Genomic DNA, 25,017 nt, shown 5'->3' on the forward strand with positions numbered 1-25,017 from the left:
ACACGCGCGTGCGGGACGGGGGCACGCGCGCGTGCGGCGGATCCTAGGAGGCGGCGCGCAGGACGTCGGCGACGATCGGGCCCGCGGACGCGTTGCCGTGGCCGCCGCTGACCACCATGCCGGCGGCGGCGACATGCCCGGCGTAGGCGGTGAACCAGCCGTTGGCCAGGCCCTCGTTCTCCTCCGCCGAGCCGGTCTTGGCGCCGTAAGGGCTCGCCACACCGGTCAGTACGCCGCGGGCGGTGCCGCTGGTGACGGTGCCCTTCATCATCGACATCAGATTCTTGCGGATCGAGGACGGCAGCTTCTGCGTGGGGAAGTCCTGCCGGTTCGCTATGAGGCTGGTGTCGTCGAGTATCGACGGCTGGTGGAATTTCCCGTTCAAGACGGTGGCGGAGACCGAGGCCATGTTGAGGGTGTTCATCAGCACCTGGCCCTGGCCGATCATCTCCGAGGTCAGCTCGTCGCCGACGCCGCCGGGGATGCTGCCGTCGGTGGTGCCGGTGCCGACGAACCAGGGCTCGTCCTTGCCGACCAGGCCGAAGTAGGTCCGGCCCACCTTCGTCAGGGACGTGGAGTCCAGATTCGGCGAGAGCCGGATGAAGCCGGTGTTGCAGGACTGCTCGAAGTCCCAGGCGAGGTCGGCCTTCAGGTTGTCCCTCGTGACGTTGTGGTAGGGCCGGCCGCCGACCACGTTGTAGCCGTCGACGCACCGCGCGGGCGAGTCCGGCTTGATGCCGTTCGGGTACGCCTTCGACGGCGGGGCCAGCATCAGCGCGGCGGCAGTGACGATCTTGAAGGTGGAGCCGGGCGCCTTGAGCGACATCGCGTAGTTCTCACCGCCCGGCGGGTTGGTCGCCATGGCCAGGATGTCGCCGTTGTCGGAGTCGATCGCCGTCACGCCGGCGTCCGTCGCCTTCTGCACCGCCTTCTCCGCGGCCGCCTGGATGCCGGCGTCCAGGGTGGTCTTGAGCCTGGCGTTCTTGCCCGGCTTGACCACGTACAGCGTCTTGACCGCGGTGCCGCTCTCGTCGGCGACATAGGTCTCGATGCCGGGGGAGCCGCCGAGCTTGGCGTTCGCGTACCGCTTGCGCAGGTCGGCGAAGACGTCGGTCAGGCCCGGGTACCGGTCGGCCGTCATCGTCTTGCCGTGCCGGTCCACCAGGTCCAGCTGCGGCGCGGTGGCGAGGCCGGTGACCAGCGACTGCCCGTCCTTGAGGTCGGGCTCCAGCACGTTCGGCGCCCACTTGACCGAGGCGTCGCCCACCGTGTTGCGGCCGACGGTCAGGGTCGAGGTGTACGTCCAGACCTTCGGCGGCAGGTTCTGGTACGAGATGGTCGCCTTCACCGTGAACGGCACGCTCATGGTGCTCGTGCCCGCGGCGGCGGTCGAGTCGGTCGCGGTGTCCGACGGGATCGGCGTCGCCGTGACCTTGCCGATGCTCGCCTCGGTCTTGTAGGCGTTCAACGCCGCGGTCGCCGTCTGGACCGAGTCCGTCAAACCCGCGGCCTTCGTCAGGTCGCCCGCCGACCAGGCGGCGAGGAAGTCGCCCGCCGTCCTGCTGACGTCCTTGGCGCTGAGCGGGCTGTCGTCCCTGAGGGTCGTGGCGGCCGGTTTGGTGCCGCTGCTCTCGCCGTCCAGGCCCGTGTAGATGTTGTAGGCGCCGTACACGGCGACGCCCAGCATGCCGGTGAAGACCGCGCCGATGATCCCGGTCTTGACCCCTCGTGCCATGGGCACTGAGATCCCCCCTCTTCCCACCCCCTGAACGCGTTCAAATGAGCGCGCTCACACTCGCACTCTAAGGGACGGGTGTGACAGGACGGGTCTCGAAATCGACACGACTTCGTCCCCGAACGGTCCCGCAGGGAACCGCGGAAGGCCGTCCCGCGGGCTGCCGCGGAGCCCGGCTGCCCGCGGGTTGCGCCGCGGTCAGACCCAGGAGTCGAACCACATCCTGGCCTGCCAGCCGGTGTACGGGATCGTCATGCCGGTGTAGATCGGGAAGAAGTAGATGAAGTTCCAGATGATCAGCAGCACCAGGGTGCCCGCGCCGACCGCGCCCCACATCCGGCGCCCCTCGGTCGAACCCGGTGGGCCGAGGAAGGCGCCCACCATCATCGCCACCGCGAGGCAGAGGTAGGGCACGAAGGAGACCGCGTAGAAGTAGAAGATCGTCCGGTCCTGGTAGTGCAGCCACGGCAGCAGGCCCGCGCCCACAGCGCACAGGATCGCGCCCGCCCGCCAGTCGCGGCGCAGCACCCAGCGGTAGAGCAGGTACAGCAGCGCGAAGCAGGCCGACCACCACAGCAGCGGGGTGCCCAGCGCCAGGATCTCCTTCGAGCAGCCGCCGGTGCTGTGGCAGCCGTCCTGGCCGAGCTTGGGCGACTCGAAGTAGTACGACACCGGACGTCCCAGCACCAGCCAGCTCCAGGGGTTGGACTGGTACGGGTGGGGCGTGTGCAGCGTCACATTGAACTGGTAGACCTCGTACTCGTAATGCCACAGGCTGCGCAGCGGCGCCGGGATCCACGACCAGGTACCGCCGCGGTCGTCGGCCCAGTGCCGGCCGTAGGCCTTGTCGGACATGAACCAGCCGGTCCAGGTCGCCAGGTAGGTCAGCACGGTGACCGGGATCATGGTCAGCACCGACCAGCCGAAGTCCTTGCGGAGCACGGCAAGGGCCGGGTGCCGGGCGCCGGCCAGGCGGCGCGAGCCGAGGTCCCAGGCCAGGGTCATGATCGTGAAGAACGCCAGGAAGTACAGGCCGTTCCACTTGCTCGCCGCGGCCAGGCCGAGGCAGACCGCGGCCGCGATGCGCCACGGGCGCCAGCCCATGCCGACCCGGTCGCCGACCCGCCGGTCGGGGCCCGCCCAGCCGGACTCGTCGACCGGCAGCGCCCTGGCCAGCCGGGCTCTCGACCAGTCGCGGTCCACCAGCAGGCAGCCGAAGGCGGCCAGCGCGAAGAACATGATCACCAGGTCGAGCAGCGCGATCCGGCTCATCACGAACTCCAGGCCGTCCACCGCCATCAGCAGCCCGGCCAGGCAGCCGAGCGCGGTGGAGCGGAAGAGCCGGCGCCCGATCCGGCACAGCATCAGCACCGCCAGGGTGCCGAGCAGGGCCATCATGAAGCGCCAGCCGAAGGGGTTCATGCCGAAGATCCACTCGCCGACCGCGATCACCCACTTGCCGGCCGGCGGGTGCACCACGTAGCCGGGCGCGTCGGACAGCGGGATGGTCTGCGGGTGCCCCAGCAGGTCCGGGTTGGTGATCTTGGCGTCGGGCCAGGTGCCCTCGTAGCCGAGCTTGAGCAGCGACCAGGCGTCCTTGGCGTAGTACGTCTCGTCGAAGACGACCTCGCGGGGCGTGCCCAGGTGCCAGAAGCGCAGGCCGCCGGCCAGGACCGCCACCAGGATCGGCCCGAGCCAGCCCGACACGCGGGCCAGCAGATGGGAGAGCCGCTCGCCGGCGCCGAGCGACCGCCACATCCGGGTCCCCGGTTCGGGGAAGGGCGGCACCAGCCGCTCGCGGGTGTCGGTCCTCGGCCCTTCCGCATAGCCGAACCTGCGCAGCCGTTGCGCCCAGGGGCTCGGATGCGGCTGTGCCAGAACACCCTCGGCGGCCCGGTCCTGCGTCGCGGTCTCACTCGTCACCGGCCCATCGTAGGGAACGCCTCTGAAAATGTGATGAGGTCGGAGCCCGGCGCCCCTGTTTGTCCGCAATCCCGGCGCCCGGCCGCGGTCGGGGCCGCCGGCCGCAGGTGGGAAGCTGGACGGGTGACCACGCAAGCCGCAGGCGTCCTCGTACTGGCCGGAACCCCCATCGGCGACCCCGCGGACGCCCCGCCCCGGCTCGGCACCGAGCTGGCAGGGGCCGATGTCATCGCCGCCGAGGACACCCGGCGGCTGCGGCGGCTGACCCAGGCCCTCGGCATCGAGCCCGCCGGGCGGATCGTGTCCTACTTCGAGGGCAACGAGACCGGGCGCACCCCCGAGCTGGTCGAGGCGCTGGCCGGCGGCGCGCGTGTCGTGCTCGTCACGGACGCCGGGATGCCGTCGGTCTCCGACCCCGGCTACCGGCTGGTCGCCGCGGCCGTGGAGCGCGGCATCACCGTGACCGCGGTCCCCGGCCCCTCCGCCGTCCTGACCGCGCTGGCCGTCTCGGGACTGCCGGTGGACCGCTTCTGCTTCGAGGGCTTCCTGCCCAGGAAGGCGGGCGAGCGGCTGGCCCGGCTGCGCGAGGTCGCCGCGGACCGCAGGACGCTGGTGTACTTCGAGGCCACGCACCGCATCGACGACACGCTCGCCGCCATGGCCGAGGTCTTCGGCGCCGAACGGCGCGCCGCGGTGTGCCGGGAGCTGACCAAGACCTACGAGGAGGTCAGGCGCGGCCCGCTGGCCGAGCTGGCCCGGTGGGCGGCGCAGGACGGCGTGCGCGGCGAGATCACCGTCGTGGTCGAAGGCGCGCCCGCGCCGGGCCCCGCCGACCTCGACCCCGCCGAGATCGTCCGCCGGGTCGCGGCCCGCGAGGCCGCGGGGGAGCGGCGCAAGGAGGCCATCGCGGCCGTCGCGGCGGCGGCGGGGCTGCCCAAGCGGGAGGTCTTCGACGCGGTCGTCGCCGCCAAGCACGGCGGGGTCTGACCCGCCGGGAGGTCCCCGCGCCGGGCCGGAGTCCCACCGGCGAGGGCTGACGGGCCCGGCGGGACGACGCGGCGCAGCGGTGCCGCGGCGGCCGCCGTACGGCTGCAGGGGATCACGGCAAGGGACCTAAACTGCGGGGCTGGCAAAGCAATCCATGCCATCTCTCCCATAGACCCCAAATCTGGTCCAAGCTTCGGGCACGGCCCGCCGGGCGGAGGGGAATCGGGCGTTCGCTGGTGAGTGGAAGTCCCGGTCCGGGCGCGGCGCCCGGAGGGCAGCCAGGAGCAGCACATGAGCGACACCATAGGCAGCGGGCCGCAGTCGCGGGCCACCGCCGACCCCGGTGCGAACGTGGTCCACGAGGCCTACTCCTTCGCCTGCATGAACTGCGGTCACGGCTGGGAGCAGGCCTTCGAGATCGAGCACCACGTCGACACCTTCGGCCGCGCCTACGTGACCTATCTCGCCGACGGCAGCCAGGTGCCGTCCCCGCTCACCCACCCGACCTGCCTGAAGTGCGACGGGCACCGGGTGCGCATCATGCGGCCGGGGCGGGTGGCCGGTGTGGCCGCCCTGCGGTCCGCCGCGCACCGGCCCGTCCCGGCGGAGCAGGCCCCCGCGGGGGCGCGGCGCCACCGGTCCGCGCTGCACTTCCTGCACCGCAGGCACGAGGGGGAAAAGGCGGGGGAATGAGCCGCGGCCCCGGTCCCTAGGATCGGGGCATGCCAGACAGGGACAGCAGGGACAGCAAGAAGCCGACCGCACCGCCGGCGCCGGAGCCGCTGCGGGTCGCGGTCGCCGACTCCCACACCCATCTCGACATGCAGTCAGGCAGCGTCGCGGACGCCGTCGCCCAGGCAGCGGCGGTCGGCGTCGACACGCTCGTCCAGGTCGGGTGCGACCTCGCGGGGTCGCGCTGGGCCGCGGAGACGGCTGCCGCCTGGGACGACATCTGGGCCACGGTGGCGCTTCACCCCAACGAGGCGCCACGAGTGGCGAACCGCGAGGGCTCCGGCGGCCGGGCGGGCCTCGACGCCGAGATCGACGCCATCGACGCGCTCGCCGCGCTTCCGCAGGTCCTCGGGGTCGGCGAGACCGGCCTCGACTACTTCCGCACCGGGCCCGAGGGCGTCGAGGACCAGCAGCACTCCTTCCGCCGGCACATCGACATCGCCAAGCGCCACGGCAAGACGCTGGTCATCCACGACCGGGACGCCCACGCGGACGTGCTGCGCATCCTGGCGGAGGAGGGCGCGCCCTCCTCGGTGGTCTTCCACTGCTACTCGGGCGACGCCGAGATGGCCCGGGTGTGCGCCGAGCACGGCTACTACATGTCCTTCGCCGGGACGGTCAGCTACAAGTCCGCGCAGAACCTGCGGGACGCGGTGGCCGTCGCCCCGCGCGACCTGCTGCTGGTCGAGACCGACGCGCCCTTCCTGACGCCCGTGCCCTACCGCGGTCGGCCCAACGCGCCTTACCTCATTCCGGTCACGCTGCGGGCGATGGCCGCGGCGCGGGGCGACGACGAGGACCTGCTGGCGGCGGCCGTCGCCGCCAACACCGCCCGCGCCTTCGGCTACGACACATGATGCGAAATGCGACGTTCTGCGGCTTTTAGGCTTTAAGGTCCGGCGTCGTGAGCATTCACCTCGCCGGACCGGCGCGCAGGCTCGTACCGCAGACACTCGTCGTGGCGGTTCTCGCCGGCGGCGCCGGTGCGTATGTCGTGGCCGACAAGACCGTACGGCTCAGCGTCGACGGTCGGGTGCGGACCGTCCACACGTTCGCCGACGACGTCGCGGACGTCCTGCGGCAGCAGCACGTCACGGTCGGCGGCCACGACATCGTGGCACCCGCGCCCGGGCGCCGGCTGCACGACGGCGACAACGTCGCCGTCCGCTACGGCCGCCCGCTGACCCTCACGCTCGACGGCCGCAGGCGGCGCATCTGGACCACCGCCACGACCGTCGCCGACGCCCTGCGGCAGGTCGGCGTCCGGGCCGACGGGGTCTTCGTGGACGCCTCACGCGGCGCCGCCGTCGGACGGCTCGGGCTCGCGCTGTCCGTACGCACCGAGCGGCGTGTCACCGTCGTCGCCGACGGCCGCGCGCACATCGTGCGCACCCACGCGGTCACCGTCCGCGGGGCCGTCGCGGACGCCGGGGTCGTCCTCGGACCCGAGGACACCGTCTCGCCCCCCGCGGGCACCTTCCCGCGGGACGGCGCCGGTGTGACCGTCGTACGGGTGCGCACCACGCGGGCCACCCGCCATGAGGCGGTGCCCTACCGCGTCGTACGGCACCGCGACCCGGCACTCGCCCGCGGCACCACCGTCGTGGACGTCCACGGCCGGGACGGGGTGCGCGAGGTGCGCTACGCCGTCCGCACGGTCGGCGCAGTGCGCTCCACCCGCGTCCTGCGCACCCGGCTGACCCGCGCGCCCGTCGCCGAGGTGATCCGGGTCGGCACGAAGCGCGCCCGGGGCAGCGCGGGCACCAAGGGCGGCCGGGGCTCAGGACTGGACTGGCACGGGCTCGCCCAGTGCGAGTCCGGCGGCCGGCCGCACGTCGTGGACCCGTCCGGGCGGTACGGCGGCCTCTACCAGTTCGACCTGCGCACCTGGCGAAGCCTGGGCGGACAGGGGCGGCCGCAGGACGCGAGCTCCGCGGAGCAGACCCGCCTCGCACAGCGGCTCTACGCGTCCCGGGGCACCTCCCCCTGGCCCGTCTGCGGGCGGCGGCTCTTCCGCTGAGCCGGCGGTCCCGGCCGCCCGGCCTGCGGAACGGCCCGGCTCGGGAGGGCCGAAGGCTCGACTAGCCTAGGGCGGGTGAGTGGCACTGAGACCGACGCCCTTCTGGGCCCCGCGGACATCCGTGAGCTGGCCGCGGCGCTCGGCGTTCGGCCGACCAAGCAGCGCGGGCAGAACTTCGTGATCGACGCGAACACCGTACGCAGGATCGTGCGGACCGCGGGCGTCCGTGAGGACGACACCGTCGTCGAGGTCGGCCCAGGGCTCGGCTCCCTCACCCTCGCACTGCTGGAAGCGGCCGCGCATGTGACCGCGATCGAGATCGACGACGTGCTGGCCGCGGCACTGCCCGCCACCGTCGCGGCACGTCTGCCCGCCCGCGCCGACCGCTTCGACCTGGTCCACAGCGACGCCATGGCGGTGACCGAACTCCCGGGGCCGCCCCCCACCGCCCTCGTGGCGAACCTGCCCTACAACGTCGCCGTCCCGGTGCTGCTGCACATGCTCGCGACCTTCCCCGGCATCGAGCGCACGCTCGTCATGGTCCAGTCGGAGGTCGCCGACCGGCTCGCCGCGGGGCCGGGCAACAAGGTCTACGGCGTGCCCTCGGTCAAGGCGAACTGGTACGCCGACGTCAAGCGCGCCGGCGCCATCGGGCGCAGCGTCTTCTGGCCCGCGCCCAACGTGGACTCCGGGCTCGTCGCCCTCGTGCGGCGCGACCCGCCGCGTACGTCGGCGACCCGGCAGGAGGTCTTCGCCGTGGTCGACGCGGCCTTCGCGCAGCGCCGCAAGACGCTGCGCGCCGCGCTCGCCGGGTGGGCCGGGTCCGCCGCAGCCGCGGAGTCCGCGCTGCTGGCCGCCGGGGTCTCCCCGCAGGCACGCGGCGAAGCGCTGACCGTCGAGGAGTTCGCCGCAGTCGCCGAGCACAAGCCGTAGCCGAACATGAGGAGCCCCCGCCCGTGAGCGCCGTCACCGTCCGCGTGCCCGCCAAGGTCAACGTCCAGCTGTCCGTGGGCGGCCGGCGCCCTGACGGCTTCCACGACCTGGCCACGGTCTTCCTCGCCGTCGGGCTCCACGACCACGTCACCGCCGCGCCCGCGGACGGGCTGCGGATCACCGCGGCGGGCCGGGACGTGGCGGGCGTCCCGCTCGACGGGACGAATCTCGCCGCGCGGGCGGCGGTCACGCTCGCCAAGCGGTACGGGGTCGAGCCCGACGTGCACCTGCACATCGACAAGGACATCCCGGTTGCCGGAGGCATGGCGGGCGGATCCGCCGACGCGGCGGGCGCCCTCGTCGCGTGCGACGCGCTGTGGGGGCTCGGCGCACCGCGCGAGGAGCTGCTCGAACTGGCCGCGGAACTGGGCAGCGACGTGCCCTTCGGCCTGCTGGGGGGCGCCGCGCTCGGGGTCGGGCGCGGGGAGATCCTGACGCCGCTCGAGGTCGGCGGGGAATTCCACTGGGTCTTCGCCGTCGCCGAGGGCGGGCTGTCCACGCCGGACGTCTACCGCGAATGCGATCGCCTGCGGCGGGCCGGTGGGGGGAGCGACCTCGCCGCCGACCTTCCCGCGCCGGTCGCGGACCCCGCGCTGCTCGCCGCGCTCCGGACGGGGTCGGCCACCGCGCTGGCCGCGGCGCTCTCCAACGACCTCCAGGCCGCCTCGGTCGGCCTGCGCCCGGCGCTCGCCGCCACCCTGGACGCCGGGCTGGCGGCCGGCGCCCTTGCCGCACTCGTCTCTGGCTCGGGCCCCACCTGCGCCTTCCTCGCCCCCTCCGCGGCCGCCGCAGCCACCCTGGCAGCCACCTTCCCCTCCGGCGCCCACACCGCCCCTTCCCCCTCCCCCGGCGCCACCCTCCTCTGACCCCGCCATCCCCCCGCCGCCCCCCAACGCCGGGGGGCACCCCGCGAGGGGCGCGAGGAACTGCGCGCCCAGCCCCGACGCCGCGGCACCCGCCCGCCAACGCCGGGGGGGCACCCCGTGAGGCGCCACCCAGCCCCGACGCCGCGGCACCCGCCCCCCAACGCCGGGGGGCACCCCCTGAGGGGCGCGAGGAACTGCGCGCCCAGCCCCGATGGCGCCGCACCCGCCCCCCAACGCCCGGGGGCACCCCGTGAGGGGCGCGAGGAACTGCGCGAACAGCCCCGACGCCGCGGCACCCGCCCTGCAGCGCCGGGGGCACCCCGCGAGGCGCCACCCGGCACCGGCCCCGTAACGCCCGGGGCACCCGCACGGCACGGCACGGCATGGCGTCCACCCGCCCCCGCCCCCGGAGGGGAAAGCCAGGGTGCCCCGGGCGATTAGGGTGAGGGAGAGATTTCCCCCTGCGCTTGGAGAGACGAGAAGTGGCCGTCAACCTGGTCAACGTCGAAGCCGTCGGCAAGACGTACGGCACCCGCGCTTTGCTGGAAGCGGTGTCGCTCGGCGTGTCCGAGGGGGACCGTATCGGCGTCGTCGGGCGGAACGGGGACGGCAAGACCACCCTCGTGCGGATGCTCGCGAAGCTGGAGGAGCCCGACGCGGGACGCGTGACGCACCAGGGCGGGCTGCGGCTCGGGGTGCTGACGCAGCACGACAGCCTGGACCCGGCGGCGACCGTGCGGCATGAGGTGGTCGGGGACCGGGCGGACCACCAGTGGGCGGGCGACGCCAGGATCCGGGACGTGCTGACCGGGTTGTTCGGCGGGTTGGACCTGCCGGGCTTCCCCGCCGGGCTCGACACGGTGATCGGCCCGCTGTCCGGTGGCGAGCGCCGGCGTATCGCCCTGGCGAAGCTGCTGATCGACGAGCAGGACCTGATCGTGCTGGACGAGCCGACCAACCACCTCGATGTGGAGGGCATCGCCTGGCTCGCGGCGCATCTGCGGGCCCGCAGGTCGGCGCTCGTGGTGGTGACGCACGACCGCTGGTTCCTGGACCAGGTGTGCACCCGGATGTGGGATGTGCAGCGCGGCTCGGTCTACGAGTACGAGGGCGGCTACAGCGACTACGTCTTCGCCCGCGCCGAGCGGGAGCGCATCGCGGCGACGGAGGAGACCAAGCGGCAGAACCTGGTCCGCAAGGAGCTGGCGTGGCTGCGCAGGGGCGCCCCCGCGCGGACGTCGAAGCCGCGCTTCAGGATCGAGGCGGCGAACGCCCTGATCGAGGATGTGCCGCCGCCGCGTGACTCGGCGGAGCTGATGAAGTTCGCCAACTCCCGGCTCGGCAAGACCGTCTTCGAGTTGGAGGACGTCACGGTCACGGCCGGGCCCAAGCAGTTGCTGCGGCATGTCACCTGGCAGCTCGGCCCCGGTGACCGGGTCGGCCTGGTGGGGGTGAACGGCGCGGGGAAGACCTCGCTGCTCAAGGCCCTCGCCGACGCGGCGGTGAGCGACGGCGACACGCAGCCGGCCGCGGGCCGGGTCGTGGTGGGCAAGACGGTGCGGCTGGCGTACCTCTCGCAGGAGGTCGCGGAGCTGGACCCGTCCTGGCGGGTTCTGCAGGCGGTCGAGGCGGTGCGGCAGCGGGTCGACCTGGGCAAGGGCCGGGAGATGACGGCTGGGCAGCTGTGCGAGAAGTTCGGCTTCACCAAGGAGAAGCAGTGGACGCCGGTCGGCGACCTGTCCGGTGGTGAGCGGCGCCGCCTGCAACTGCTGCGGCTGCTGATGGACGAGCCGAACGTGCTGTTCCTCGACGAGCCGACCAACGACCTGGACATCGAGACGCTGACCCAGCTGGAGGACCTGCTGGACGGCTGGCCGGGTTCGATGGCGGTCATCAGCCACGACCGCTTCTTCCTGGAGCGCACCACCGACAGGACCTTCGCGCTGCTCGGCGACCAGAGCCTGCGGATGTTGCCGCGCGGGGTGGACGAGTACCTGGAGCGCCGCAGGGCGATCGCGGAGGCCGCGGCGCCCCCGGCGCCGCAGCCGAAGGACAAGCCGGTCGGCGATACCCGGGCGGCGAAGAAGGAGCTCCAGCGCATCGAGCGGCAGTTGGACAAGCTCGGCGACAAGGAGAAGACGCTGCACGCGCGGATCGCCGAGCACGCCACCGATTTCGCGAAGGTCGCGGAACTCGACGCCGAGCTGCGGGCGTTGCGCGAGGAGCGCGAGGACATGGAAATGCGCTGGCTCGAACTGGCCGACGACGCGGGCCAGTAGCCGTTGCGGAGGTCCGGCGGGGCGGTCGGGGAGAACGTGTAGCAGGCGGGTAACGGAACAGCTCTGGCCCCTGGGGGCAAGGGTGCCGGGTGATAGAAAGAATTTCCGATCACCCGACACCAACCGTGAGCACGAAGAGGTCCCGCCGATGTCGCAGCCGCCCCCGCCGCCAGGCAACCCGCCCGAGTTCGGGAAGTCCGACGGCGCCGTGCCGCCCCCGCCGGGACCTCCCCAGCACCCGCAGCCGCAGGCGCCGCCCCCGCCGCCCGGCTACGGGTATCCGGCGCAGACCCCGCCGCCGCCCCCGGGCGGCGGTTACGGCTACCCGGCCCCGGGGCAGCCGCCCGCGGGCGAGAACCCGTACGCGCAGCCGGTGCCGCCCGCGCAGAACCCGTACGCGCAGGCGCCCACCCAGGCGGCCTTCCCCAACCAGCAGTTCCCGCCGCAGGCCCCGCCACCCCCGCCGTACGCCGGCGGCGGCCAGCCGCAGTACCCGGGACAGCCGCAGTACGGCCAGGTGCCGCCGCAGGGGCCGTACGGCTACCCGGGCCAGCCGCAGTATCCGGGCGCTCCGGGCGGTGGCGGGTCCAGGAACAAGCTGCTGATCATCGTCGCGGCCGTGGTGGCCGCGGTGCTTGTGGTCGGCGGCGGTGTCTACTTCGCGACGAAGGGCGACAGCAAGCCGGACCCCAAGCCGACCGCGGGGCCGACCAGCGGCGCCCCGACCGCGGCCCCGCACTCCGAGGAGCTGGCGTTCGGCTGGGACAAGCCGGCGGACAAGGTCGCGGAGAAGGACAACCTCAAGACGGTCCCCGGGATCTGGTTCACCGACAAGTACGTGGTGAAGGGCGAGATCAACAAGGTCGTCGCCTACGACATGTCCACCGGCAACCCGGCCTGGACGCTGCCCGCGCCCTCCCGCGGCGACTGCTCGGCGGCCAAGGACACGTACAAGAACCTGGCGGCGATCCAGTACGGCCCGAGTTGCAACCAGATCATGGTCTTCGACCTGACCACCGGCGTCCAGAAGTGGTCGGTGAACCTGCCGGGCGCCACCGGGAGCAAGACCGACTTCGACTACTCGCAGATGGCGATCAGCGGTGACACGGTCGGCGTGGACTGGCTCAGCGGCTCGATCGGCTACCGGCTGTCCACCCAGGCGGTCCTGTGGCAGGGCGGCAACGGCGACTGCGAGGACGACGGCTACGCCGGCGGCAGCCAGTTCGTGGTGATCGTCAACTGCAACTTCGAGACCTACAAGGTCCAGGTGGTCGACCCGGAGAACCACGGGAAGGCCAAGTGGACGTGGAGCGCGCCGGGCGGCACCGAGGTCAACGCGATCGTGTCCACCGACCCGGTCGTGGTGGTGCTCGGCACCGAGAACAGCAACACCACCGACGTCGTCACCCTGGCGGCCGGCAAGATGCAGTCCCGGATCTCGCTGGGCACCGACAAGTACGACGTCTCGCTCGGTGACAACGGCGCCCAGGACGTGCACAACGTGCTGGTCAGCAAGGACACCGTCTACCTGACGCTGCGCAGCCAGAGCGACAGCCAGGGCCAGGTGCTGAGCGGCATCGTCGCCTTCAACACCAGCGACGGCAAGCAGAAGTGGGTGGCCAAGCCCGAGGACAAGCAGGCGGTGGTCGGCCTGGACTTCGTGGACGGCAAGGTGCTCGCCGTCGAACCGCCGGACTACGACGTGGCGGGCAAGCTGATCACCATCGATCCCGCGACCGGCGCGATGACGAAGTTCGCGAGCTTCGCGGACGGGGCACACGACCACATCGACCTGTCGGACCTGGAGAACTACCCCTACTGGCACAACGGCCACTTCTACGTGGTGACCCACACCGTCTACGAGGGCAACGACGACGAGAAGTACCTGGTCGACTTCCACTGAGCCGCACCGCCGGGCCACCCGCGCGTCCCCTGCCGGCAGGCAGTCCGGAATTCCCGGAAATTTCTGCCCGGTTCGGGGCGCGCGCCCATGGGGCAAGCGTGTAACTTCGCGGCCTGGGCCCATACCCGGCGGGGGCGGTTGGGACCGGCTCGGGCGCGGTATGCACAGGGAACGGGGGCGGCGGCGTAGCGGACCCCTGTGGGGATGGGGGATGGCCGACATGGGCGTACGCCTGGTCGTGGTCGACGACCACCGGCTGCTGGCCGAGGCGCTGGCCTCCGCGCTGAAGCTGCGCGGACACCGCGTGCTGGCCGCGTCCGCGCCCTCCGGCGGTGCGGCGGAGCTGGTGCTGAGCCGGGCGCCCGAGGTGTGCCTGTTCGGCACGGCGGCGCCCGCGGAGCCCGGCGCCTTCGACGCGGTCGCGCGGATCAGGCGCGAGCGGCCCTCGGTGGCGGTGGTGGTCCTGGGCCCGGTGCCCGACCCGCGCGGCATCGCGGCGGCCTTCGCGGCCGGCGCGTCGGGCTACGTGCGCCACGACGAGCGGATCGAGGGCGTGGAGCGGGCCATGGCCAAGGCGCGGGCCGGTGAGGTCGCGGTGGCGCAGCCGCTGCTGCAGGGCGCCTTCGCCGAGCTGCTCAACCCGGCGCAGCAGCCGGACGACGAGGGTATGCGGCTGCTCGAACTGCTGACCCCGCGCGAGATCGAGGTGCTGGTCAGGGTCGCCGAGGGCGAGGACACCCGGCTGATCGCCGCGGGGATGAAGATAGCGCCCAGTACCGCGCGCACGCACGTGCAGCGGGTGCTGATGAAGCTGGGGGTCGGCTCCCGGCTGGAGGCGGCGGCACTGGCCGCCCGCACCGGCCTGCTGGACCGTGCGGCGGCCCCCGTGCAGCGCTGACCCGGCCGATACCGCGGGTGGAGGCCCCCGAGCGCCGTCGGTGGGGGGTCCGGTCGTGTATCTGTTCGTCTTTGTTTGGTTGTGCCCGAAACACACGCGGCGCTCCCTACAGGTAATGAAGTCAACTTCACCTGCCCTCGCGCATTGACTGCACTGTTCTGTCATGATTCATTGTGTGCGGTTATGTTGGGTGATTGTGGTGTGAGGGGTCTGTAGGGTGAAGAAGACGACGACCCGGCTCGCGGACGGCCGCGAACTGATCTACTACGACGCCGACGACACGGCCGACAACGTCGTCCGCGACGCCGTCGACCGCCGTCCGCTGGAGCCCGTCGCCACCCACTCGGAACTGCGCCACGACCGCCTGCTCGGCGACACCGTGGCTGTCGCCTCGCACCGCCAGGGCCGCACCTACCACCCCCCGGCCGACGAGTGCCCGCTCTGCCCGTCCCGTGAGGGGCGGCTCAGCGAGATACCCGACACCGACTACGAGGTCGTCGTCTTCGAGAACCGCTTCCCCTCGCTGGCGGGCGACGCCGGGCGCTGCGAGGTGGTCTGCTTCACCTCCGACCACGACGCGTCCTTCGCCGACCTCACCGAGGCCCGCGCCCGGCTGGTCCTCGACGCCTGGATCGACCGCACCAGGGAGCTGTCCCAACTGCAGGGTGTCGTGCAGGTCTTCCCCTTCGAGAACCGCGGCAAGGAGATCGGCGTCACCCTCGGCCACCCGCACGGCCAGATCTACGGGTACCCCTTCGTCACCCCGCGCACCTCGCTCATGCTGCGCACCCTCGCCGAGCACCGGGAGCGCACCGGCCGCAACCTCTTCGACGACGTGCTGGCCGACGAGATCGCCGACGGGCGGCGGATCGTGCTGGCCGGCGAGCACTGGACCGCGTTCGTCCCGCACGCCGCCCACTGGCCCTACGAGGTCCACCTCTTCCCGCGCCGCCGGGTGCCCGACCTGCTCGCCCTCGACGAGGACGCGCGCGCCGAATTCCCGCGCGTCTACCTGGAGCTGCTGCGCCGCTTCGACCGGATCTTCGGCCCCGACCAGCCCCGCACCCCGTACATCTCCGGCTGGCACCAGGCGCCCTTCGACACCCCCGAGCGACGCGACTTCGCCCTGCATCTGGAGCTTTTCACGATTCGCCGCACATCGGGCAAGCTGAAGTACCTTGCGGGGTCCGAGTCGGGCATGGGCGCGTTCATCAACGACGTACCGCCGGAGGCCGCCGCGCTGCGACTGCGAGAGGTAGCGAGCCAGTGAGCAAGAGCCCCAGGAAACTGCTGGTCACCGGTGGAGCCGGATACGTCGGCGGGGTCGTCGCGGCCCGTCTGCTGGAGGCCGGGCACCGGGTGACCGTGCTCGACGACCTGTCCACGGGCTTCCGGGAGGGCGTGCCCGCCGGCGCCGACTTCGTCGAGGGCCGGATCCAGGAAGCCGCCAAGGTGCTCGACGGCTCCTACGACGCGGTGCTGCACTTCGCCGCGTCCTCGCAGGTCGGCGAGTCCGTCGCGGACCCGGCGAAGTACTGGCGGAACAACGTCGGCGGCACCCTCGAACTGCTCGACGCCATGCGCGAGTCCGGTGTCCGCACGCTGGTCTTCTCCTCCACGGCCGCCACCTACGGCGAGCCCGCGACCGTCCCCATCACCGAGGACTCCGTCACCGCGCCGACCAACCCCTACGGCGCCACCAAGCTCGCCGTCGACCACATGATCGGCGCCGAGTGCGCCGCCCACGGCCTGGCCGCGGTGTCCCTGCGCTACTTCAACGTCGCCGGCGCCTACGGCAGCCACGGCGAGCGGCACGACCCCGAGTCGCACCTCATCCCGCTGGTCCTCCAGGTCGCCCAGGGCCGGCGGGAGTCCATCGCCGTCTACGGCGACGACTACCCGACCCCCGACGGCACCTGCCTGCGCGACTACATCCACGTCGCCGACCTGGCGGAGGCGCACCTGCTGGCGCTCGACCACGCCGCCGCGGGCGAGCACCTGATCTGCAACCTCGGCAACGGCAGCGGATTCTCCGTCCGTGAGGTCGTCGACACCGTCCGGCAGGTCACCGGGCACCCCATCCCCGCGGTCACGCAGCCGCGCAGGGCCGGCGACCCCGCCATCCTGGTCGCCTCCGCACAGCGCGCGCACGACCGGCTCGGCTGGCGGCCCACCCGCACCGACCTCGCGGACATCGTCCGCGACGCCTGGACCTTCGCCCAATCCCTCGGGGAGGACGCACGATGACGGACCTCGGCATAGCCTTCAAGGATGTCTTCGGACGCGCGCCGGAAGGCAGCTGGGCAGCGCCCGGACGGGTGAACCTGATCGGCGAGCACACCGACTACAACGACGGCCACGTGCTGCCCTTCGCCCTCCCGCAGACCACCAGGGCGGCCGTCGCCCGCCGCGACGACGGCCTGCTGCGGGTCCACTCCGCCGACATGGACGGCGGCGTGGTCGAGCTGCGCATCGACGACCTCGAACCGGGCCGGGGGGCCGGCTGGGCCACCTACCCCGCCGCGGTGCTGTGGACCCTGCGCGAGGCGGGGCACCCGGTCGGCGGCGCCGACATCCACTACGACAGCACGGTGCCGGTCGGCGGCGGGCTGTCCTCCTCCGCGGCCCTCCAGGTCGTCACCGCGCTCGCGCTCTGCGACCTGTACGGCGCGCGGATCGGCCGGCAGGATCTCGCGCTGCTCTGCCAGCGCTCGGAGAACGTCTACGTCGGGGCGCCCGTCGGCGTCATGGACCAGACCGCGTCCGCGTGCTGCACCGAGGGGCACGCGCTGCACCTCGACGTACGCGGCCTCGCGCAGCGCCAGGTGCCGCTCGACCTGGCGGGCGAGGGCCTGGTGCTGCTGGTGGCCGACACCCGCGTCAAGCACGCCCACGCGGACGGGGCCTACGCCTCGCTGCGGTCCGGCTGCGAGGAGGCCGCCGCCGTGCTGGGCCTGCCCGCGCTGCGGGACGTGTCCTACGACGGCCTGGCCGCCGCGCTCGACGCCCTTCCCGACGAGCGGCTGCGCCGGCTCACCCGGCACGTCGTCACCGAGAACCGCCGCGTCGAGGAGGTCATCGCGCTGCTCGACGCCGGGCGCATCCGCGACATCGGGCCGGTCCTCACCGCAGGCCACGCGTCCCTGCGGGACGACTTCCAGGTGTCATGCCCCGAGCTCGACCTGGTCGTCGACACGGTCCTGGCCTGCGGCGCGCTCGGTGCCAGGATGACCGGCGGCGGCTTCGGCGGCTCGGCCATCGCCCTGGTCCCGGCCGAGTCGCAGGCCGCCGTGACCGCGGCCGTCAGCGCCGCCTTGCCGGCCGCCCGCATCTTCGCGTCCACCCCCGCACCCGGCGCCCACCGCCTCGGCTGACCCGCGCCCCCGCCGGGCGGAAGTTGCCCGGACGGGCAACTTCCGCCAAGACGGCGCCAATATCCGGGGGAACCCCTACGCTTTTCCCACAGCGCCGGTGGGGGCCGGCGTTCATCAGGGGGCGAGACGCACGGGATTCGGCACCCGTGCCCGGGGCGGCGGCCCCGCCACGGGTGCCGGATCCCAGGCGATGACGCCCCGCCACTGGGGGAGTGCCGTACAGCGGGAGTGGTGTCCGTGGGACGAATCCGCGTGCTCGTCGTCGATGACCATCGCATCTTCGCCGAGTCGCTTGCTGCCGCACTCGCGGCGGAATCAGACGTCGACGTCTCGGCGGCCGGCAGCGGCCCCGCCGCCCAGCGCTGCCTGGACCGCGCCGCGGTCGACGGCCGGCGCTACGACGTACTGCTTGTCGACGCCGACCTGGGCACAGGCCCCAGGGGCCGGCCGCAACTGACCGCCGTGCCACCGCTGTCGGAACAGCGGCACGCCGAGCCGCGCGACCCCGTCATCGACGGCCTCGCGCTGGTGGAACGGGTCCGTGCCGAGCACCTCGGCACCCGCACGGTGGTGCTGGCCGAGCGGGACGATCCGCAGCGCGCGGCCCTCGCGCTCCAGGCGGGGGCGTCCGGCTGGGTCGCCAAGGACTGCTCGCTGTCCCGGCTGCTCGCGGTGGTGCGCGGGGTGCTTCGGGACGAGACGCATCTGCCGCCCGCCCTGCTGACCGGTGTGCTGCGCGAGTTGACCGCGGCCCGCAGGCACCGCACCGAGAGCGAGCAGCTGGTCGAGTCGCTGACGCCGCGTGAGCAGGAGGTGCTGCGCTGCATGGTGGCGGGGCTCGGCCGCAAGGCGGTCGCGGAACGGCTGTTCCTGTCCCCGCACACGGTCCGCACGCACATGCAGAACGTGCTGGGCAAGCTCGGTGTGCACTCGACGCTCGCGGCCGTGGCGCTGGCCCGGCGGGCGGGCGTGGGACCGGTGGAGCTGGTCCCGTCAGCCGGGGATGTTGTCGAAAGGCGCGGTCAGCTGTCGTAGCAGCGCCGCGAGAGCGGCCCGTTGGGCCTGGCTGAGCTCGCCCAGGATGGCGCGTTCCTGGGCGAGCAGGCCGGCCAGCGCCCGGTCGGCGCGGTCCTGCCCCGCCCGGGTGAGCCTGACCAGCACCCCGCGCCGGTCGGAGGGGTCGGGGAGCCTTTCGACCAGGCGCTTCTCCGCGAGCCTGTCGATCCGGTTGGTCATCGTGCCCGAGGTGACCAGGGTCTGGGTGAGCAGCTGCCCGGGTGAGAGCTGATACGGGGTGCCCGCGCGCCGCAGCGCGGTGAGCACGTCGAACTCCCATGGCTCCAGGCTGTGCTCCGCGAAGGCCAGCCGCCTGGCCCGGTCCAGGTGCCGGGCCAGCCTGCTCACCCGGCTGAGCACCTCGAGCGGTTCGACGTCGAGGTCGGGGCGCTCTCGGCGCCATGCAGCGACCAGCCGGTCGACCTCGTCCTCCATGGAGATCAGTGTAATAGGTCTGTCGATATGAAGTCTCTTGACATCAAGATATCCATGGGTGGAGCCTGGAGAGGAGGGGTGAACCTCGCCCTCCGTTTCGGCAGCGGTTCCGTACCACCCAGGGAGTACGAACGATGCACGCAAGCCCGACGTGGGACCCACACCAGTATCTCCGCCATGCCACCCACCGCACCCGCCCGTTCCTCGACCTCCTCGCCCGGATCGGCGGACTGCCCGGCGGGGACGCCGCGCGTATCGCCGACGTGGGCTGCGGCCCCGGCAACGTCACCGCACTGCTGGCCGACCGCTGGCCGGCCGCCCGTATCACCGGCCTCGACAGCTCCCGCGAGATGCTGGCCTCGGCGGCGGACCACGCGGGACCCACCCCCGGTGGCGGCACCCTGGACTTCCGCCGGGCCGACGCCGCCGTCTGGACACCCGACGAGCCCTACGACCTGATCGTCTCCAACGCCGCACTCCAGTGGGTGCCGGGCCACGCCGACCGCTTCGGCGACTGGCTCGACCACCTCACCCCCGGCGGCACCCTCGCCTTCCAGGTACCCGGCAACTTCACCGCGCCGAGCCACGCGCTGCTCGCCGAGCTCTGCGACACACCCCGGTGGCGCGCCCGGCTCGACGGCCACGGCCGCCGCTACGTGCACATCCTCAGCCCCGCCGACTACCTGGAGCGCCTGACCGTGCTCGGCTGCCAGGAGGTGGACGTCTGGGAGTCCACCTACGTACAGCTGCTCCAGGGCGAGGACCCGGTCCTCGAATGGACCAAGGGCACCGCTCTGCGCCCCGTCCTGACCGCCCTCGACGACGACCCGGCCGCCGCGCGCGAATTCGTCGGGCAGTACCGCGACCTGCTGCGCAAGGCCTATCCGCCCGGCCCGCACGGCACGGTCTTCCCCTTCCGGCGGATCTTCGCCGTGGCCCGCACCGCAGGCCCCGCGAACTGACCCGCGCCGCGACCCCCGCCCCCGCCCCAGGCCCCGTGCGGCCGGGGGCGGGGGCATGCCCGCGGCCTAGAGGGTGAGGAAGGCGCCCGCCAGCAGGGCCGCCCCGCAGCCGGCGAGGACCCAGGCGGTGCGGCGCATCCGCAGGCCGCCGGCCAGGACCACGGCGGCCAGCAGCAGGGCGCCGCCGAAGGGGACCCAGGCGAAGAGGACCCCGCCCCAGCCGGCCCTGACGACCTTGCTGGTGCCCGGCTCGACGGCGACCGGGACCTTCGCGCCCGTGGTGTGCCTGATCGGCAGCTCGATGGTGACCCGGGGGCGGGCGACGGCGGTGCCCTTGGGCACGAAGGGCCCCGTGCAGACGGAGTCACCGCAGCTGGCCAGCGTCATGGTGCCGTGCTCACGGCCCTTGGTCAGCATCACGTGCTGGGCGGTCCGCCAGGAGTCCCACGCGCCGGACACCAGCAGCAGCGCGGCCACCGCGGTCACACCGACCACCCGGGCCAGCAGCACAAGTCCCCAAGCGCCCTCCGCCACCCGGCGGGAACGGCTCCGTTTGACCATGCGGGCGATCTTTGGCCATGGCATGCCGTCCGGTCAAACCCGCGGGACCCGGGGCACCGCGGTCAGCTGTTGTACGTGCTCTGCGCGCGCTCCAGGCCGTCCGCGATGAGCGCCTCGACGGCGTCGGCGGCCCGGTCCACGAACCAGTCCAGCTCCTTGCGCTCGGTCGCGGAGAAGTCCTTGAGCACGAAGGCGGCCACGTCCATCCGCCCGGGCGGGCGGCCGATGCCGGCCCGCACCCGCAGATAGTCCGGGCCCAGCGACTTGGTGATCGACTTGAGCCCGTTGTGGCCGTTGTCGCCGCCGCCGAGCTTGAGCCGCAGCGCCGCGTAGGGGATGTCCAGCTCGTCGTGGACGGCGATGACGCGCTCGGTCGGCACCTTGTAGAAGTCCTTGAGCGCGGTCACCGGCCCGCCGGACAGGTTCATGAAGGTCATCGGCTTGGCCAGCACGACCCGGCGGCTCGCGGGCCCCGGCGGGCCGATCCTGCCCTCCACGACCTGGGCCTGGGCCTTGCCCGAGCGCTTGAAGTGCCCGCCGATCCGCTCGGCCAGCAGGTCGGCGACCATGAAGCCGATGTTGTGCCGGTTCGCCGCGTACTCGGGCCCGGGGTTGCCGAGACCGGCCACCAGCCAGGGCGCTGTGCTGTCGCTCATCCACGTCTCCAGGTCTCGGGCGGGCTCGGGTGCGGGGCAGGTCGTGCGGGGGCGGAACGCAACTGCGCCGCCGCACCCCGCAGGGTACGGCGGCGGCAGGGAGTCGCCGGAAGGCGACGCCGGATCAGGCTTCTTCCGCGGCGTCTTCCTCGGCGGCGGGAGCGGCCTCGTCCTCGGCGGCCTCTTCCTCGGTCTCCTCGGCGGCCTCGGCCTGCGCGGCCACGACCTGGATCACCACGGCGTCCTCGTCGACGGCCAGCGTGGTGCCCTTCGGCAGCGCGATGTCCTTGGCGAGGATGGAGGCGCCGGCCTCCAGGCCCTCGACGCTGACCGTGACGCCCTCGGGGATGTGGGTGGCCTCGGCCTCGACCGGCAGGGTGTTGAGCACGTGCTCCAGCAGGTTGCCGCCGGGGGCCAGCTCGCCCTCGGTGGCGACCGGGATCTCGACGGTGACCTTCTCGCCGCGCTTGACCGACAGCAGGTCGACGTGCTCGATGAAGCCGCGCAGCGGGTCGCGCTGCACGGCCTTGGGGATGACCAGCTCGGCCTTGCCGTCGATGTCGAGCGAGATCAGGACGTTGGCGGTGCGCAGCGCGAGCAGCAGCTCGTGGCCGGGGACCGAGACGTGCTTGGGGTCGGCGCCGTGGCCGTAGATGACGGCGGGCACCTGGTCGGAACGGCGGATCCGGCGGGCGGCGCCCTTGCCGAACTCGGTGCGCAGCTGGGCGGCGATCTTGACCTCGGACATGAGGTTCACTCCTCGTGGTGGCAGACGGTACGGTCGCCCGGCCCCGACGGGCCGATCCACGGTTACGAGGAGCGCGTCGATAACGGAGCCGGGTCCGGAACGAGATACGTCCGGGGCCTCCCTCGCCGAGCAACGCGGACAGCGTAACCGGCGGGGAGGCCCCGGACGAAATCGATCAGGCTACGGACGGCGGACCGGCGTACCGATTCTGCCGCGGCCCGCTTGCGACGTCAGTGCGAGTCCTCGAACAGGCTGGTCACCGAGCCGTCCTCGAAGACCTCGCGCACGGCGTTGGCGATGGTCGGCGCCATCGACAGCACGGTGATCTTGTCGAGGTTCAGCTCGTTGGGGGTGGGCAGCGTGTCCGTCAGGATGAACTCGCTGACCCTGGAGTTCTTCAGCCGGTCCGCGGCGGGCCCCGACAGCACGCCGTGCGTGGCGGTGACGATGACGTCCTCGGCCCCGTTGGCGAACAGCGCGTCGGCGGCGGCGCAGATCGTGCCGCCGGTGTCGATCATGTCGTCGACCAGGACGCAGACCCGGCCCTTGACGTCGCCGACGACCTCGTGGACCTTCACCTGGTTGGCGACATCCGGGTCGCGGCGCTTGTGCACGATGGCCAGCGGCGCGCCGAGCCGGTCGCACCAGCGGTCGGCGACCCTGACCCGGCCGGCGTCGGGCGAGACGACGGTGAGCTTGTTGCGGTCGACCTTGGAGCCGACGTAGTCCGCCAGGATCGGCAGCGCGAACAGGTGGTCGACGGGGCCGTCGAAGAAGCCCTGGATCTGGTCCGTGTGCAGGTCGACGGTCAGGATGCGGTCGGCGCCCGCGGTCTTGAACAGGTCGGCGATCAGCCGGGCCGAGATCGGCTCGCGGCCGCGGTGCTTCTTGTCCTGCCGGGCGTAGCCGTAGAAGGGGACGATCACGGTGATGCTGCGCGCCGAGGCCCTCTTCAGGGCGTCCAGCATGATCAGCTGTTCCATGATCCACTGGTTGATGGGGCGGGTGTGGCTCTGGATCAAAAAGCAGTCGGCGCCGCGCGCCGACTCCTGGAACCGCACGTAGATCTCGCCGTTGGCGAAGTCGAAAGCCTTGGTCGGCACCAGCTCGACTCCGAGTTCCCGTGCCACCGCCTCCGCCAGATCGGGGTGGGCGCGGCCGGAGAAGAGCATCAACTTCTTCTCACCGGTCGTCTTGATCCCGGTCACTGCACCGTCTCCTTGGTGTTCGACTGGTGTTCGACACAGCGACGCCCCGAAGAAGGCGTGCTGGCGGAATTGTGTGCAACCCACACGGTACGCCCCCTCCGGCGCATCTGTGCACCTCGGAGAGGCCGATGAGACGGCCCTCACTCACCCTTTCGAAGACGCGTGCGGCACCGTCGGAAGGGCGCGGCTCAGCCTTTCGAAGACGAGCCGCGCCACCCCCGGCCACCGGTCAATCGTCGAGCTTGGCGCGCTCCGCGGCCTGCGCGGCGGCGCTGCCCGGGCGCTTGCGGGCGACCCAGCCCTCGATGTTGCGCTGCTGCCCGCGGGCCACCGCCAGCGAACCGGCCGGCACGTCCTTGGTGATCACCGAGCCGGCCGCGGTGTAGGCGCCGTCGCCGACCACCACGGGGGCGACGAACATGTTGTCGGAGCCGGTCTTGCAGAAGCTGCCGATCGTGGTGTGGTGCTTGGCCTCGCCGTCGTAGTTGACGAAGACGCTGGCCGCGCCGATGTTGGTGTGCTCGCCGATGGTCGCGTCACCCACATAGCTCAGGTGCGGCACCTTGGTTCCGGCGCCGATCGAGGCGTTCTTCATCTCCACGTACGTCCCGGCCTTGGCGCCGCGGCCGAGCCTGGCACCGGGCCGCAGGTAGGCGTACGGGCCGACGTTGGCCTCGGGGCCGATCTCCGCCTCCTGGGCCACCGTGTTCGACACCCGGGCGCCCGCGCCGACCACCGTGTCGGTGAGCGTGCAGTTCGGGCCGACCTCGGCGCCCTCGGCCACCCTGGTGCTGCCCAGCAGCTGGGTGTTGGGGTGGATCAGGGCGTCCGGCTCCAGCACCACGTCGGCGTCCAGCCAGGTGGAGGCGGGGTCGACGATGGTGGCGCCGTCCAGCATGGCGCGCCGCAGCAGCCGGTCGTTGAAGACCCGGCGGGCCTCGGCCAGCTGCACCCGATTGTTCACCCCGGCGATCTCCCGGTGGTCGGCTGCCGCGTACGCGCCGACCCGGTGACCGGCCCCGCGCAGGATCGCCAGGGTGTCCGTCAGGTACTCCTCGGCCTGCGAGTTGTCCGTGGTGACCTTGGTCAGCGCCTCGGCCAGCAGGGCGGCGTCGTAGGCGTAGACCCCGGAGTTGATCTCGTCGATGGCCTGCTGGTCGGGCGAGGCGTCCTTCTGCTCGACGATCGCGGTGACCTGGCCGTCGGTCAGGTCGCGCACGATGCGCCCGTAGCCGGTCGGGTCGGGGACCTTCGCGGTCAGCACCGTCACCGCGTTGCCGTCGGCCTGGTGCGCGGAGACCAGCGTCGCCAGGGTGGCCGCGGTCAGCAGCGGGGTGTCGCCGTAGGTCACCACGACGGTGCCGTCGGGGGTGACGCCCTGCCGGGCCAGCTCCTCCAGGCCCACGCGGACCGCGTGGCCGGTGCCGTTCTGCTCGTCCTGCACGGCGGTCAGGGCGGCGGGGTCGGCCGCGGACAGGTGCTCCGTGACCTGCTCGCGCCCGTGTCCGACGACCACGACCAGCTGTTCCGGGTCCAGCTCGCGGGCGGCGGCGACCACATGGCCGAGCAGCGAACGGCCGCAGATCGGGTGCAGGACCTTCGGGGTGGCCGACTTCATGCGTGTGCCCTCACCCGCGGCGAGGACGACGACGGCAGCCGGGCGTGTGGGGCTCACAGGGGG

22 protein-coding genes are annotated in these 25,017 nt (G+C 72.7%); 14 read left to right on the forward strand and 8 right to left on the reverse strand.

Annotated features, from left to right (window positions below):
• Window positions 1-43: 43 nt before the first annotated feature.
• Both ACGFMP_RS21990 and ACGFMP_RS21995 read right to left on the reverse strand, forming a co-directional pair.
• Window positions 44-1,735: a penicillin-binding transpeptidase domain-containing protein gene (locus ACGFMP_RS21990; RefSeq protein WP_393674478.1), complete on the reverse strand. Its 1,692-nt coding sequence runs from the start codon at window positions 1,733-1,735 to the stop codon at window positions 44-46.
• Between the two features lie 198 nt (window positions 1,736-1,933).
• On the reverse strand, window positions 1,934-3,658 hold the full coding sequence (locus tag ACGFMP_RS21995) for a dolichyl-phosphate-mannose--protein mannosyltransferase (RefSeq protein WP_393674479.1): 1,725 nt from the start codon (window positions 3,656-3,658) through the stop codon (window positions 1,934-1,936).
• 123 nt (window positions 3,659-3,781) lie between these two features.
• On the opposite strand from ACGFMP_RS21995, the gene rsmI reads away from it, so the two are divergent.
• From rsmI to ACGFMP_RS22060, 13 genes are all read left to right on the forward strand, one after another.
• Entirely contained in the window at window positions 3,782-4,645 is an 864-nt protein-coding gene (gene rsmI, locus ACGFMP_RS22000; protein WP_393674480.1) for a 16S rRNA (cytidine(1402)-2'-O)-methyltransferase, read from the forward strand.
• 291 nt (window positions 4,646-4,936) lie between these two features.
• The gene (locus ACGFMP_RS22005) at window positions 4,937-5,338 is read left to right on the forward strand and encodes a hypothetical protein (protein ID WP_393674481.1); all 402 of its coding nucleotides are present in this window, start codon (window positions 4,937-4,939) and stop codon (window positions 5,336-5,338) included.
• Between the two features lie 29 nt (window positions 5,339-5,367).
• Window positions 5,368-6,234, forward strand: a complete 867-nt coding sequence (locus ACGFMP_RS22010) for a TatD family hydrolase (protein ID WP_393674482.1) — start codon at window positions 5,368-5,370, stop codon at window positions 6,232-6,234.
• Between the two features lie 47 nt (window positions 6,235-6,281).
• On the forward strand, window positions 6,282-7,397 hold the full coding sequence (locus ACGFMP_RS22015; RefSeq protein ID WP_393674483.1) for a ubiquitin-like domain-containing protein: 1,116 nt from the start codon (window positions 6,282-6,284) through the stop codon (window positions 7,395-7,397).
• 75 nt (window positions 7,398-7,472) lie between these two features.
• The gene (rsmA, locus tag ACGFMP_RS22020) at window positions 7,473-8,330 is read left to right on the forward strand and encodes a 16S rRNA (adenine(1518)-N(6)/adenine(1519)-N(6))-dimethyltransferase RsmA (RefSeq protein WP_393674484.1); all 858 of its coding nucleotides are present in this window, start codon (window positions 7,473-7,475) and stop codon (window positions 8,328-8,330) included.
• Window positions 8,331-8,353: 23 nt separating this feature from the next.
• Window positions 8,354-9,256 carry a 4-(cytidine 5'-diphospho)-2-C-methyl-D-erythritol kinase gene (locus tag ACGFMP_RS22025; protein ID WP_393674486.1) on the forward strand — a complete coding sequence of 301 codons (903 nt, stop codon included), beginning with the start codon at window positions 8,354-8,356 and terminating at the stop codon, window positions 9,254-9,256.
• Window positions 9,257-9,738: 482 nt separating this feature from the next.
• Window positions 9,739-11,535 (forward strand): ABC-F family ATP-binding cassette domain-containing protein, encoded by a 1,797-nt coding sequence (locus tag ACGFMP_RS22030; protein WP_393674645.1) that lies wholly within the window; start codon window positions 9,739-9,741, stop codon window positions 11,533-11,535.
• Between the two features lie 148 nt (window positions 11,536-11,683).
• Window positions 11,684-13,438: a hypothetical protein gene (locus ACGFMP_RS22035; protein WP_393674487.1), complete on the forward strand. Its 1,755-nt coding sequence runs from the start codon at window positions 11,684-11,686 to the stop codon at window positions 13,436-13,438.
• A 220-nt stretch (window positions 13,439-13,658) separates the two neighbouring features.
• Window positions 13,659-14,336, forward strand: coding sequence for a response regulator transcription factor (locus ACGFMP_RS22040; protein ID WP_393674647.1), 678 nt, complete (start codon window positions 13,659-13,661; stop codon window positions 14,334-14,336).
• A gap of 217 nt (window positions 14,337-14,553) precedes the next feature.
• A complete protein-coding gene (gene galT / locus ACGFMP_RS22045) occupies window positions 14,554-15,606 on the forward strand; it encodes a galactose-1-phosphate uridylyltransferase (RefSeq protein WP_393674489.1) in 1,053 nt (350 codons plus the stop codon).
• Complete coding sequence (gene galE, locus ACGFMP_RS22050) at window positions 15,603-16,583, forward strand: UDP-glucose 4-epimerase GalE (protein ID WP_393674490.1); 981 nt, start codon at window positions 15,603-15,605, stop codon at window positions 16,581-16,583. Before galT ends, galE begins: the two co-directional genes overlap by 4 nt.
• The gene (gene galK, locus ACGFMP_RS22055; protein WP_393674491.1) at window positions 16,580-17,710 is read left to right on the forward strand and encodes a galactokinase; all 1,131 of its coding nucleotides are present in this window, start codon (window positions 16,580-16,582) and stop codon (window positions 17,708-17,710) included. The genes galE and galK overlap by 4 nt, the downstream gene beginning before the upstream one ends.
• A gap of 237 nt (window positions 17,711-17,947) precedes the next feature.
• Window positions 17,948-18,745, forward strand: a complete 798-nt coding sequence (locus tag ACGFMP_RS22060) for a LuxR C-terminal-related transcriptional regulator (protein WP_393674492.1) — start codon at window positions 17,948-17,950, stop codon at window positions 18,743-18,745.
• On the opposite strand, the gene ACGFMP_RS22065 is transcribed toward ACGFMP_RS22060, so the two are convergent.
• Window positions 18,704-19,201 (reverse strand): MarR family winged helix-turn-helix transcriptional regulator, encoded by a 498-nt coding sequence (locus tag ACGFMP_RS22065; protein WP_393674494.1) that lies wholly within the window; start codon window positions 19,199-19,201, stop codon window positions 18,704-18,706. The genes ACGFMP_RS22060 and ACGFMP_RS22065 overlap by 42 nt on opposite strands.
• A gap of 134 nt (window positions 19,202-19,335) precedes the next feature.
• On the opposite strand from ACGFMP_RS22065, the gene ACGFMP_RS22070 reads away from it, so the two are divergent.
• Entirely contained in the window at window positions 19,336-20,163 is an 828-nt protein-coding gene (locus ACGFMP_RS22070) for a trans-aconitate 2-methyltransferase (RefSeq protein WP_393674495.1), read from the forward strand.
• A gap of 66 nt (window positions 20,164-20,229) precedes the next feature.
• Here ACGFMP_RS22070 and ACGFMP_RS22075 read toward each other — a convergent pair whose 3' ends face one another.
• From ACGFMP_RS22075 to glmU, 5 genes are all read right to left on the reverse strand, one after another.
• Window positions 20,230-20,724 (reverse strand): hypothetical protein, encoded by a 495-nt coding sequence (locus ACGFMP_RS22075; protein WP_393674496.1) that lies wholly within the window; start codon window positions 20,722-20,724, stop codon window positions 20,230-20,232.
• Between the two features lie 62 nt (window positions 20,725-20,786).
• A complete protein-coding gene (gene pth, locus ACGFMP_RS22080) occupies window positions 20,787-21,380 on the reverse strand; it encodes an aminoacyl-tRNA hydrolase (RefSeq protein ID WP_393674497.1) in 594 nt (197 codons plus the stop codon).
• A 124-nt stretch (window positions 21,381-21,504) separates the two neighbouring features.
• A complete protein-coding gene (locus ACGFMP_RS22085) occupies window positions 21,505-22,128 on the reverse strand; it encodes a 50S ribosomal protein L25/general stress protein Ctc (protein WP_393674498.1) in 624 nt (207 codons plus the stop codon).
• 230 nt (window positions 22,129-22,358) lie between these two features.
• Window positions 22,359-23,336 (reverse strand): ribose-phosphate diphosphokinase, encoded by a 978-nt coding sequence (locus ACGFMP_RS22090; RefSeq protein ID WP_393674499.1) that lies wholly within the window; start codon window positions 23,334-23,336, stop codon window positions 22,359-22,361.
• A gap of 229 nt (window positions 23,337-23,565) precedes the next feature.
• Window positions 23,566-25,011, reverse strand: a complete 1,446-nt coding sequence (glmU, locus tag ACGFMP_RS22095; RefSeq protein ID WP_393674500.1) for a bifunctional UDP-N-acetylglucosamine diphosphorylase/glucosamine-1-phosphate N-acetyltransferase GlmU — start codon at window positions 25,009-25,011, stop codon at window positions 23,566-23,568.
• Between the last annotated feature and the right edge of the window lie 6 nt (window positions 25,012-25,017).

The organism is Streptomyces sp. NPDC049040 (genome assembly GCF_043197715.1).
In the GTDB taxonomy this organism is placed as follows: domain Bacteria; phylum Actinomycetota; class Actinomycetes; order Streptomycetales; family Streptomycetaceae; genus Actinacidiphila.

What these genes read in the sequence shown, in the direction of transcription:
- ACGFMP_RS21990 (WP_393674478.1), bottom strand. Translation starts at nt 1,735, where the DNA reads ATGGCACGAGGGGTCAAGACCGGGATCATCGGCGCGGTCTTCACCGGC.
- ACGFMP_RS22005 (WP_393674481.1), top strand. Translation starts at nt 4,937, where the DNA reads ATGAGCGACACCATAGGCAGCGGGCCGCAGTCGCGGGCCACCGCCGAC.
- ACGFMP_RS22010 (WP_393674482.1), top strand. Translation starts at nt 5,368, where the DNA reads ATGCCAGACAGGGACAGCAGGGACAGCAAGAAGCCGACCGCACCGCCG.
- ACGFMP_RS22035 (WP_393674487.1), top strand. Translation starts at nt 11,684, where the DNA reads ATGTCGCAGCCGCCCCCGCCGCCAGGCAACCCGCCCGAGTTCGGGAAG.
- ACGFMP_RS22040 (WP_393674647.1), top strand. Translation starts at nt 13,659, where the DNA reads ATGGGCGTACGCCTGGTCGTGGTCGACGACCACCGGCTGCTGGCCGAG.
- galK (WP_393674491.1), top strand. Translation starts at nt 16,580, where the DNA reads ATGACGGACCTCGGCATAGCCTTCAAGGATGTCTTCGGACGCGCGCCG.
- ACGFMP_RS22065 (WP_393674494.1), bottom strand. Translation starts at nt 19,201, where the DNA reads ATGGAGGACGAGGTCGACCGGCTGGTCGCTGCATGGCGCCGAGAGCGC.
- ACGFMP_RS22070 (WP_393674495.1), top strand. Translation starts at nt 19,336, where the DNA reads ATGCACGCAAGCCCGACGTGGGACCCACACCAGTATCTCCGCCATGCC.
- ACGFMP_RS22075 (WP_393674496.1), bottom strand. Translation starts at nt 20,724, where the DNA reads ATGGTCAAACGGAGCCGTTCCCGCCGGGTGGCGGAGGGCGCTTGGGGA.
- pth (WP_393674497.1), bottom strand. Translation starts at nt 21,380, where the DNA reads ATGAGCGACAGCACAGCGCCCTGGCTGGTGGCCGGTCTCGGCAACCCC.
- ACGFMP_RS22085 (WP_393674498.1), bottom strand. Translation starts at nt 22,128, where the DNA reads ATGTCCGAGGTCAAGATCGCCGCCCAGCTGCGCACCGAGTTCGGCAAG.